Origin of the sequence: Heyndrickxia sp. FSL W8-0423, from assembly GCF_038009395.1 — a bacterium.
GTDB lineage: Bacteria > Bacillota > Bacilli > Bacillales > Bacillaceae_C > Heyndrickxia > Heyndrickxia sporothermodurans.
Genome location: NZ_JBBPBE010000001.1, coordinates 2,231,779 through 2,243,496 on the forward strand (window position 1 = coordinate 2,231,779; position 11,718 = coordinate 2,243,496).

The following is an 11,718-nucleotide window of genomic DNA, read 5'->3' on the forward strand; positions in this document are numbered from 1 at the left end:
TCAGTCAATTAGAAAGGAGCGAATTAATTATATGAAAGGTTCATTATTTTTAGCCGAATTAAAAGGAATTGTCCGCCATCCGATGTCCTTAATACAAGTTCTGGCTATTATATTAGTCCCGATTCTTTATGCAGGGATGTTTATATGGGCGTTTTGGGATCCTTATGGACGATTAGAGAAATTGCCGGTTGCCGTTGTAAATGAGGATAAAGGATCGGTAATGCAGGATGAAAAAATCGAGATTGGTGATAAACTAATTGATAATCTAAAAGAGAAGAAAAGCATGAATTTCCATTTCGTCTCAAAAGACGCGGCCTATAAAGGATTGGAAAATCAAAAATACTATATGGTCATCGAGATTCCGGAAAACTTCTCTGCAAATGCGACAACTTTACTCGATAAAGATCCAAAACGACTACAATTAAAATATGTACAAAATCAAAGTGCAAACTATACATCCTCAAAAATTGGCGAATCAGCCATGACTAAAATAAAAGATGCTGTATCAAAAGAAGTGTCCACTACGTATGCAGAAGAAATGTTTGATGCGATTAAAAAAATGGGGGATGGGTTTAATACAGCAAGTGACGGCGCATCTAAATTATACGATGGTGCAAAAAAATTAGGTGATGGAACGAAATCGCTAAAGGAAAATCTTGAACTACTCGCAAAAAATTCGATTACATTTAATGACGGAGTAGTGAAAGCTAAATCAGGTGCCGGAGATCTATCAAAAGGATCGAATGATTTAGCAAATGGTTTAAATCAGCTGAATGATGGAAGCAATCAATTATATAATGCCTCAAAAGATATGCAAAACGGCACAAAGGAATTAACAAAAGGGATTAACCAGGCGAGTGAAGGGCTTGGAGCATTAAATAAAGGAATGCCTGCACTTGTCGATGGTACCAAGAAAGTTCAAGGTGGGCTTGAGCAATTCAAAAATGAACTCCCTCCTGCAATAGCTAATGCCTTTTCATCCCAGTTAACTGAAGGTGTTAAAGGGATAAATCAAGGTGTTGATCAATTGCAAAGTGGAATGGAGAAACAGCTAACAGCTGGGATTGCAAAACAAATTAAAGATAAGCAAACTAAACAAATGGAACAACTATTTGCTGCACTTAAAGGAAAAGTTGATGATCAAACGCTTCAACAACTCCAGCAACAATTGACAGCAAATGCTCAAGACCAAGCCAAGGAAATGGAGCAACAGTTAGCACAAGGGATCCATCAAGGAATGGATCAAGGATTCACTGAATTCAAAAAACAAGTAAATCAACAAATGACAGGCAATAAAGATCAAATTACAAAACAAATAAAAGAGCAAACCGATCCGCAATTTGATAAATTAATAGCTGGTGTCACTACTATTAATAAAAACCAAGTAAAAGTTCAAAAGGGTATTGAACAGCTTGCAAACGGTTCGACATTACTAAGTAATGGTGCTGCTAAATTACAAAACGGTCAAAATCAATATATTGAGAGTTTAGGCTTATTTACTAGCAAAATGAATGATGCCGCAACTGGTGCCAACAAATTATCCGAAGGAGCAAAAACGCTCAATAATGGATTGAATCAGCTTGCTGATGGGTCAACACAAATAAAAGACGGCAGTCATAAACTTGCTGACGGTTCAAAAAAATTGGATGACGGTACAAATGATTTAAAAGACGGAACGAAAGAAATGAAAGGAAAATTATCTGATGCATCAAAGGATGCAAACTCCGTTAAAGGGAATGATAAACAGTATGATATGATGAGTGATCCGATCCATCTTAAAAAAGATGTCGTTAATCATGTCCCTAACTATGGAACAGGATTGACTCCTTATTTCTTATCACTCGGATTATTTGTCGGAGGACTATTGTTAACAATCATTTTCAATGTTCGTGAACCTGCTACAGAGCCGAAAAATGCTTTTTCTTGGTTCTTGGGGAAATACGGTATCATGGCTATCGTCGGTATTTTTCAAGCGCTAATTGCTGTTTGGATTATCGTCGGTATGATTGGAGTAGATGTGAAAAGCGTGCCATTATTTATCGTGGCAGCGATCGTTACAAGTCTAACATTTATGGCAATTATTCACTTTTTCGTTGCAGCACTGGATAATCCGGGTCGCTATATTGCGATTATCGTTTTAATCTTGCAATTAACATCTAGTGCGGGAACTTTCCCACTAGAGTTATTACCTAATGCATTAAAACCGATTCATGAAGCATTGCCAATGACTTATTCTCTTCAAGCTTTCAGGGCAGTTATCTCAAATGGAGATTATTCATTAATGTGGCATAACTTAGGAATACTTGCTATCTATCTAGTAAGCTTCTTGATTTTAACATTAGGATATTTTATCTTTAAGTCAAAAAAAATGGATAAAACAAAAACAAATGAAGAAGTTATCGCATAAAAAATGGGAGCTATGATTGTATCATAGCTCCCATTTTTTTATCGTAATGCTTTAATATCTTTTACAATTTCACTTAAAGGAAAACCATTTTGCGTTGAATAATCTTTGACAACTTCTCCATCTTTATTGACTAGATAAAAACTTGTTCCATGGACAACTTGTGTATCATTTTCCGGTTTAACGATTATATTTTTAAAATTATCCATTGCAAAGTCTTTAATTTTATCTTGTGAATATCCGGTTAATAGATGCCATGTTGAAAAGTCCGCTTCAAATTTCGAAGCATAGTTTTTTAAAGCTTTTGGTTTATCTACCTCTGGGTCTACACTAAATGAAACAAAATGAACGTCATCATAGCCTTTTTTCTTAATTTCCTTTTGGAGATCCCTCATATATTTTGTTAATTGGGGACAAATATCGGCACAGCTCGTAAACATAAAATCAGCGACCCATACATTTCCTTTCAAATCCTTCAGACCTAATTTCTCTCCGTTTTGGTCAGTAAATGTGAAATTTTCTATTTTATGTCCATTTTTATTAACATTTGAACATGCACTAAGACTTGTTAAAATAATAGCGGCTATCAATAATAATGAAAGGCGGAAATGTTTCATTATGTACCCACCCACTTTCTTTTTCTTTTAATTATAAATGATATTGACACGGAGTATTGGACAATTAGTTTTTTTTCAATAAAAAGACATAATTATTTTATCTTCCTAACATATTATTTTCACATAATCGTCAATACTTATTAACAAATAGTAAAATTTATTTTTGGATTCAAGTGTTATGATGGAGACATGTTAGTTTAGGAGGAATCATAGATGAAGAAAATACTATTATCTATATTGTTTATTTCAACACTTATTATTGCCGGTTGCGGGACAAAAGATAACGGGAACGGTTCAAATGAAAAAAGTGTTGAACCAATAAATGTAGTATTAGATTTACAAGAAAAAGCGAAAGTGAATGAAAATATTCCTTTAAGTGCGACAGTAACACAAGGAAAAGAAAAAGTAGCTGATGCAGCGAAAGTTGAATATGAAGTTTGGGAAGAAGGCGCTAAAGATTCGAGTAAGATGATCAAAGCAACGAATGAAAAAAATGGGAAGTATACAGGAAAAGTGGCTTTTGACCATGATGGTGTTTATACGATCCAAGTTCATGTAACGGCAAGAGACATGCATATGATGCCAAAAAAATCAGTAATAGTTGGGAATCCAGATCCATCCAAAATGAAATCGGCTGAGGAAGGGGAGCATCATGAAGAAAGTTCAGTTGTGATGCATGTCATGAGTCCTAAAACAGCCAAAGTAGGTGAAAAGGCTGATTTCAACATCCATATGACTAAGCACAATGAAACATTAACAAATGCCCAAGTGCAAATTGAAGTATGGAACAAAGCAAATGAAAAGAAACATGAGTGGATTCCAATGAAAGAAACAGCTAAGGGTGAATACTCCGGTACACATACATTTAAAGAAGCGGGAAACTATCAATTTAAAGTTCATGTAGAAAATAATGAAGGTTTACATGAACATCAAGTATTTGATTATGAAGTAAAATAAATAGTTACACTAAAAGTTGTTCATTTATATGGACAACTTTTTTGCGATATATGGGTAAAAAGGAGTATAGTGAAATTGATAACATAGATTAGATAGATTATAATTTAGGAGTGATATATATGAAGCTAACGGTCATCGGTCCTTGGGGAGGTTACCCAAAAGTAAATGGTGCGAGCGCAGGCTATTTGCTTGAGCATGAAGGATTTCATCTTTTAGTCGATTGCGGCAGTGCTGTACTATCTAAACTTCAACAATACATAAATCCGGAACAGTTAGATGCAGTGATTGTTTCACATTATCATCCAGACCATATTGCTGATATTGGTGTACTTCAGCATGCATTAATTATCGGGAAATATATGGACAAGAACATAAAAACGCTGCCAATATACGGACATAACGAAGACGAGCATGGGTTCCAGTCATTATTTTTTGATGATGTTACAAAAGGTGTGCCTTATGAGGAAAATGAAGAAGTATCTATTGGCCCTTTCAAAGTCACGTTTTTAAGAACGAAGCACCCCGTACCTTGTTTTGCTATGAGGATTGAAGCAGGAGACGCTATTTTCGTTTTCACAGCAGATTCATCCTATTTAGATTCCTTTGCTTCATTCGCTGCTAATGCAGACATCTTTTTATGTGAAAGTAATTTTTATGGAGATATGGATGGTTCGGCGGCTGGACATATGACAAGTTATGAAGCAGGAGAAATCGCAAGAGCAGCCCAAGTAAAAAATTTAATCCTTACCCATTTACCACAATATGGAGACTTGAATCAATTGAAGAGTGAAGCAGCCGAAAAGTTTTCAGGTACTATTTTCATTGCAGAGGAAGGTCTAGTTGTCGATTTGTCGTAGAATTTTATTAGTTTTGATTCAGGAGGGAAATTAAGATGTTGTTTATTGATAATAACGGGATTACCGATCCACAAATTAATTTAGCGATCGAAGAGTATGCATTGAATCATTTAGATATTAATGAAACGTATTTATTATTTTATATTAATCAGCCTTCAATTATTATTGGAAGAAACCAAAATACAATTGAAGAAATCAATACAGAATACGTAGATAAAAATAATATTATTGTCGTACGTCGCTTATCTGGTGGCGGAGCGGTTTATCATGACTTAGGAAATCTTAATTTCAGCTTTATTACGAAAGATGATGGGGAAAGCTTCCACAACTTTTTGAAGTTTACGGAGCCTGTTATTGAAGCATTGCAAAAACTTGGGGTAAATGCTGAATTAAGCGGCAGAAATGACATCCAAGTAGGTGGACGAAAAATATCCGGGAATGCTCAATTTTCCACAAAAGGTAGAATGTTCAGCCACGGTACACTAATGTTAGATTCTGAAATTGAAAATGTTGTTTCAGCATTAAAAGTGAAAAAAGACAAAATTGAATCAAAAGGCATTAAATCTATTCGTAGCCGTGTAGCGAATATCTCCGAGTTTCTCGAAGAAAAGTTAACGATGGAGGAATTTCGTCAATTAATCTTAAAACATATTTTTGGCGGCAGTGAGAATATTCAAGAGTACAAACTAACAGACGATGACTGGGCAAAAATTCATAAAATTTCTGAAGAACGTTATCAAAACTGGGAATGGAATTATGGGAAATCACCAAAATTCAATTTGCAGCATACACATCGTTTTCCAGTTGGCGGGATAGACGTGCGGCTAGAAGTGAACAAAGGAATAATCGAAAATTGTAAAATCTACGGTGATTTCTTCGGTGTTGGAAACGTAAGTGATATTGAGGAAAAGCTGACCGGAATACGCTATGAACGTTCTGAAATTGAAAAAGCACTTACTGATATTGATGTAAAACATTATTTTGGTAATATTACAAAAGAGGAATTAATTGATTTGATTTATTAATGTTGCATTAAAAAATAAAGTTCTTCGGAGTAGTTCAGAAAATAGAAATAGCATTCGAAAACGAGTATGAAATCGCTAAGGTTCCATACTCGTTTTTTATGCTCTATTTCGTTATTGAAATATTTAGTACGTCATACAAAGTCATTTGTGGATCATGATCCTCTTTTCAAAAACGTTTGATAATTTCTAAGTTTTATAATTAATTATGTTTTAATTTTTTCATAATACTTGAATGACTAATATTCTTTTTATATAATAAATTTAGAATATTTTTATGAATGACTATTCATTCAGAAGGGGGAGGGAATATGAATTTATCTTCACATTTGAAATTTACAGCGAAGGAAAATGCAGAAAAAACGGCTTATTTTTTTATGGATCAGCCTGTGTCATATGCTGAATTTGATGGAGCTGTAACAAAATTTGCAAGTGGGTTGGAACAATTAGGGGTACAAAAAGGTGATCATATTGCATTATTATTAGGTAACTCTCCACATTTTGTTATTGCGTTATATGGTGCGATGCGTTTAGGGGCGACTGTCATCCCAATTAATCCGATTTACACACCGGATGAAATTGGTTACATATTAACTAATGGTGATGTGAAAGTTGTTGTTGCCTTAGATTTACTCGTTCCATTGGCTGAGAAAATGGGTTCCTTGCTTCCGCAGGTGGAACATTATATTATTTGTGAGTCAGATCCTACGAAGAAAATGGAGATTCCAGCGAACTCAAAAATGAAATCGTTTTCAAGTATTGTTTCCTCGGGAAGTATCGCATTTGAAGGACCTGAGCTTTTAGAGGATGATGTTGCAGTCATCTTGTATACTTCGGGAACAACGGGCAGGCCAAAAGGGGCAATGTTAACACATAAAAATCTTTATTCAAATGCGAAAGATATTGGTGATTATTTAAAAATGAATAGCGATGACACGGTAATTACTACGTTACCGATGTTTCACGTGTTTAGCTTAAGTGTTGTCGTGAACGCCCCACTAATTAGTGGTTCGACCATCATCATCGTTCCTAAGTTTAGTCCAAAAGAAATTTTTAGGTTAGTTAAAAAATATGAAGCAACCGTTTTTGCCGGTGTACCGACAATGTACAATTATTTATATCAATATCCGGAAGGGAACCCTAGTGATTTCTCCTCGTTACGCCTTTGTATTTCCGGAGGATCTTCGCTGCCTGTTGCGTTATTGAAAAACTTTGAAAAGAAATTTAATGTGTTTGTTTCCGAAGGTTATGGATTGTCAGAAGCATCCCCGGTTACATGCTTTAATCCGTTAGATCGACCACGGAAACCCGGGTCAATTGGGACAAACATTATTCATGTCGAGAATAAAGTTGTGAATGAACTAGGGGAGGAGCTGCCTCCTGGACAAGTTGGTGAGTTGATTGTCCGTGGTCCAAATGTCATGAAAGGCTATTACAAAATGCCGGAAGAGACAGCTGTTGCGATTCGTGATGGATGGCTTTACACGGGAGATTTAGCGAAAATGGATGAAGAAGGATATTTTTATATTGTCGATCGAAAAAAGGATATGGTGATTGTCGGCGGCTTTAATGTATATCCAAGGGAAGTAGAGGAAGTTCTCTATGAACATCCGGACGTAGTCGAAGCTGCTGTCATCGGCGTACCCGATCCTGAACAAGGCGAAGTCGTTAAATGCTTTGTCGTGCGTAAAGATACAACACTAACAGAAGCCGATTTAATGGAATACTGTAAACAGCATCTAGCCAAATATAAACTGCCACATTCGATTGAATTTATCGAAGAACTTCCGAAAAATACAACTGGGAAAATTTTAAGACGGGCATTAAAGGATCAATTATTGCAAAATTAAAAATGGAGATTACGAAAAATACAGATGTCAGTCTGTATTTTTTCACATTCTTATATCGGAAAATAATAAATTGGAAAGGGTTTTCATAAGCTTTGTTGAAATAATAATGTAATCAGTACGAGGAGGGGAATCATGAAGAATATTTTATTTGAGGTTAAAAACTATGTTGGTTTTGTTACACTGAACCGTGAAAAGGCAATGAATGCGTTTAATTACGAAACACTTTGTGAGCTTGCAAGTGTTGTAGAATCAATCAGAACGAATTCGGAAGTTCGCGCGTTGGTTTTTTTAGGTGCTGGTGAAAAGGCGTTTAGTGTTGGAGCTGATTTAAAGGAGAGAAAAACATTATCTGAACAGGAAGTGCGAAGAAATGTTTATAAAATCGGTGAAGTTTTTGAATCGATTGCAAATCTGCCGCAACCAACAATTGCCGCAATGAACGGTTATGCATTTGGTGGCGGGATGGAACTTGCTTTATCCTGTGATTTTCGGATTGCTGTTTCTGATGCAGTCATGGGCCTTACAGAAACTAGTTTAGCAATAATTCCTGGAGCAGGCGGAACACAGAGATTGCCTCGGTTGATTGGTGAAGCAAAGGCGATGGAATTAATTTTAACAGCGAAAAGAATGACAGCTGATGAAGCGTATCAATACGGTGTTGTGACAAAGGTAGTCGAGCGGGCTCGTTTTCTTGAAGAAGTAAACGAATTCGTGGGTGAAATTCAAGCGAATGGACCAATTGCCATACAACAAGCGAAATTTGCTATCAAAAATGGAATGAATGTCGATTTACATACCGGTTTAGAAATCGAGCGAAAAGCCTATGAAATAACGATTCCTACTGAGGACCGTGTTGAGGCGCTTCAAGCTTTTTCCGAAAAAAGAAAGCCAAATTTTAAAGGAAAATAAAATAGTTAGAAACCCTCAGCAATAACGCTATCTCCAAATCCCTTGTAATTGAATAAACATGGTAGTAATACTTATTTGTCGGGGTGAAGGGATGGAACGCAGGATTATTCGTTATTGTGCAATTGGGGATTCTCTAACTGTTGGAATTGGTTCGGACATATTTTCAAAAGGCTTTATTACGAGATATGTATATTTAACACGCCAAGCTTTAAACACACGGGTACATCCGGCTGTTTTTGGAAAAACAGGGGCAACGACTGGCGACATTTTAAAGAGTTTGAATCATCCATTTCTATATAAAGGTATTAAAGAAGCAGATATTATCACTATTACGGCTGGCGGAAATGATTTGATAGATGCCGCGAAAAAGTTTTTACAGGATAAAAAGGAAGCAGATTTTTTCATTGCATTAGAAAAAGGGAAGCGAAACCTAGACAATATCATCAAGCAAATAACTGAATTTAAACAAAATGATCAACGATATATTATTCGTATGATGAATCTTTATAATCCTTTTCCCGAAATAAATGGTGTTGATAAGTGGGTTGAAGCATTTAATCATAATATAGAAAGTCTTACAAAATCATCACTTATCAAAGTTGCGGATATTCATCAGCTTTTTATTGGTAGAGAGAAGGAAGTACTATCCTCAGATCATATTCATCCGAACCACCGTGGGTATTGTCTGATTGCTAATGCCCTCGCAAAACTAGGCTATGACCCATTATAAAAAAACATTGATTCGGTTATCTCTGAAAAGGGATAACCGATCATTGTTTTAAGGGGTAAAAAATAAACCCCGGTAAAAATGGGCATATTTTTACTATGATAAAAGTTTCCGTTCTAAAATTTTCTTATGTTACTACATTTATAAAGAGGACAAGGAGGGAGAGATAATTTGTTAAGAAAATGGACATTTCGCGCAGTCATCGCCTATTTGCTAATTGGAATCGCAGTTTATGTTTACCTATTTTATTTAGCGGGATCTACTGTTCCAGATCATCTTAAAGGGACAAGTGTCGATCCTGCAACGTTCTTAAATAGTAGGGAAATTATGCTAAGTGAAGAATACTCTAAAATCAGGAACTTATTATATTTCATTTCTACTCCATATGAGTGGCTGTTCTACTTTTTAATCCTTATCTTTGGAATATCAAAAGGATTTGAACGCTGGGCGGAAAGTACATCAAGGTTACATATCATACAATCCGCCATCTATTTATTTTTGTTATCAGTCATTTCATTCGTTGTCACGTTTCCGTTAAGTTATATTTCGTATCGGTTTTCAAAAGCCTACAATATTTCAACACAAACCTTTTCACTATGGATGAAAGATGAAGTAATTGATTTTTGGGTGAATTTTATCGAAATGTTTATTATCGTAACGGTGCTATACTGGCTGATGAAACGCTTTAAAAGAAGATGGTGGGTTCCAGCTTGGCTCCTATCGATTCCATTTATGATCTTCATGATGTTTATTCAGCCTGTCGTTATTGATCCTTTATATAATGATTTCTATCCTTTAAAAAATAAGGACTTAGAAACAAAAATTTTAGCGTTAGCGGAGAAAGCCAATATTCCAGCTGAACATGTATATGAAGTGAATATGTCGGAAAAAACGAATGCACTAAATGCTTATGTTACAGGAATTGGATTAAATGCGAGAATTGTCTTATGGGATACGACATTGGAGCAATTAAATGAGAAGGAAATCCTTTTTATCATGGCACATGAAATGGGACACTATGTAGAAAAACATATTTACTTTGGAATCGCTGGATATATTATCCTTACCGGGATTGGCTTATGGATTACCGCAGGGGTAATGAATAGACTAGTTAGGAAAAAAGGAACAGAGTTGAAAGTTACAGCGGTTTCCAGTTTGAGTTCACTCCCATTATTTTTATTAATTACTTCCGTTTTACTTTTTGCTGCGAGTCCGATTACGAATTGGGTATCTCGTTATGAAGAAATGAGGGCAGACCGCTACGGAATGGAAATGACAAATGACAAAAAAGCGGCTGTTCAAACATTCCAAGACTTAACGAAATCCGGCCTGAGTCAAGTAAATCCACCGTTTTTAGTGAAAATTTTCCGTTATGGTCATCCAACAATGCTAGAAAGGATTAGGATGGTTGAGGATTTTAAGAAAAAATAATGAATCCAAAACATCGAAGGGAAATCATTTTTTGAACTTTATTCAAAAATGATTTCCTTTTTTATGCTAGAAAACTTACATTATGAGATCGGGAATAGGAAAATATTCATGAATTTGTCAGTTGCGTTAGGTAATTAGACGCTAATAATAGTAGGTATTTAGTTCTGTTATTTGGAAAATGCTTGATAGATTATGTGTCAATATTGGAAAATATTATATATAGTGTGAGTGTGAAGGTGGGTGTGTATTGGTGGATAAAGCTGAACTTATTCGCAGAAGGTCAAATATGCAAGGACAGCTTGCCCAGAAGCGTCAGCAGATTACTATTTTATCGGGAAAGCTGGAACGTCTTAAATCGGCAAAGGTAAGATTAATTAGTGTCATTCATGACTCTAAACAGTATCAAAGAAAAATTAAGTCTTTTGATACGGATTCCTCACTTTGGAGAGGAACAACTCAAAATAAATATGAAACATTGACTCATCATATGGAACAGTCCTTGAATGAGTATGTTCATCATTTAGGGCGAGTGGAAGACAGAATGAATGAGGAAATTCAAAGATTATCTAATCAACTGGATCGGTGTCATAGTGACATTTCCTTTTTAAATTCAAATATCTCAAACCTAACTTACTCAATACAAATAGCGAAGGAAGGGTGATGGAACCATGGGCCAAATTTCAATTAATAAAACAGTTTTTGACTCAGTGGTTAATCATGCCAAAACAGCAAAATCAGCTTTAGAAGGAATTAAAGCAATAGATCTCTCATTAAAAGAAACCAATTTAAAGAGCATACAACAGCAAATTGACGTCATAAAGGATTTTCAAAATGTATTAACCTTGTACAACGAATTGCTTGATCTAGATTTAAACAAGTTGCAAAATATGGGTAATTCCATGGTACAACAAGATGAACTTCTTGGGGGTCCATTAAAAAATTAA

The 11,718-nt window shown here is 35.4% G+C and carries 11 protein-coding genes; 10 read left to right on the forward strand and 1 reads right to left on the reverse strand.

The genetic code is table 11. From position 1 onward, the window contains the following. Positions 1-31: 31 nt before the first annotated feature. On the forward strand, positions 32-2,407 hold the full coding sequence (locus MKY81_RS11300; protein ID WP_341117832.1) for a YhgE/Pip domain-containing protein: 2,376 nt from the start codon (positions 32-34) through the stop codon (positions 2,405-2,407). Positions 2,408-2,445: 38 nt separating this feature from the next. Here MKY81_RS11300 and MKY81_RS11305 read toward each other — a convergent pair whose 3' ends face one another. Continuing rightward, on the reverse strand, positions 2,446-3,021 hold the full coding sequence (locus MKY81_RS11305) for an SCO family protein (protein WP_066233957.1): 576 nt from the start codon (positions 3,019-3,021) through the stop codon (positions 2,446-2,448). A 213-nt stretch (positions 3,022-3,234) separates the two neighbouring features. On the opposite strand from MKY81_RS11305, the gene MKY81_RS11310 reads away from it, so the two are divergent. The 9 genes from MKY81_RS11310 (at position 3,235) to MKY81_RS11350 (ending at position 11,718) form a co-directional block, all read left to right on the forward strand. Further along, a complete protein-coding gene (locus tag MKY81_RS11310; protein ID WP_341117835.1) occupies positions 3,235-3,978 on the forward strand; it encodes a FixH family protein in 744 nt (247 codons plus the stop codon). 119 nt (positions 3,979-4,097) lie between these two features. Continuing rightward, on the forward strand, positions 4,098-4,835 hold the full coding sequence (locus tag MKY81_RS11315) for an MBL fold metallo-hydrolase (protein ID WP_108071849.1): 738 nt from the start codon (positions 4,098-4,100) through the stop codon (positions 4,833-4,835). Positions 4,836-4,870: 35 nt separating this feature from the next. After that, positions 4,871-5,860: a lipoate--protein ligase gene (locus tag MKY81_RS11320; RefSeq protein ID WP_066233968.1), complete on the forward strand. Its 990-nt coding sequence runs from the start codon at positions 4,871-4,873 to the stop codon at positions 5,858-5,860. A 308-nt stretch (positions 5,861-6,168) separates the two neighbouring features. Continuing rightward, complete coding sequence (locus MKY81_RS11325; RefSeq protein WP_108071847.1) at positions 6,169-7,707, forward strand: fatty acid--CoA ligase family protein; 1,539 nt, start codon at positions 6,169-6,171, stop codon at positions 7,705-7,707. 132 nt (positions 7,708-7,839) lie between these two features. Next, positions 7,840-8,616, forward strand: a complete 777-nt coding sequence (locus MKY81_RS11330) for an enoyl-CoA hydratase-related protein (RefSeq protein WP_108071845.1) — start codon at positions 7,840-7,842, stop codon at positions 8,614-8,616. Between the two features lie 91 nt (positions 8,617-8,707). Continuing rightward, the gene (locus tag MKY81_RS11335) at positions 8,708-9,346 is read left to right on the forward strand and encodes a GDSL-type esterase/lipase family protein (RefSeq protein ID WP_181294648.1); all 639 of its coding nucleotides are present in this window, start codon (positions 8,708-8,710) and stop codon (positions 9,344-9,346) included. Positions 9,347-9,514: 168 nt separating this feature from the next. Beyond that, a complete protein-coding gene (locus MKY81_RS11340; protein WP_341117838.1) occupies positions 9,515-10,774 on the forward strand; it encodes a M48 family metallopeptidase in 1,260 nt (419 codons plus the stop codon). 250 nt (positions 10,775-11,024) lie between these two features. Then, positions 11,025-11,435: a DUF5082 domain-containing protein gene (locus MKY81_RS11345; protein ID WP_066234216.1), complete on the forward strand. Its 411-nt coding sequence runs from the start codon at positions 11,025-11,027 to the stop codon at positions 11,433-11,435. 7 nt (positions 11,436-11,442) lie between these two features. Further along, a complete protein-coding gene (locus MKY81_RS11350) occupies positions 11,443-11,718 on the forward strand; it encodes a TIGR04197 family type VII secretion effector (RefSeq protein ID WP_108071840.1) in 276 nt (91 codons plus the stop codon).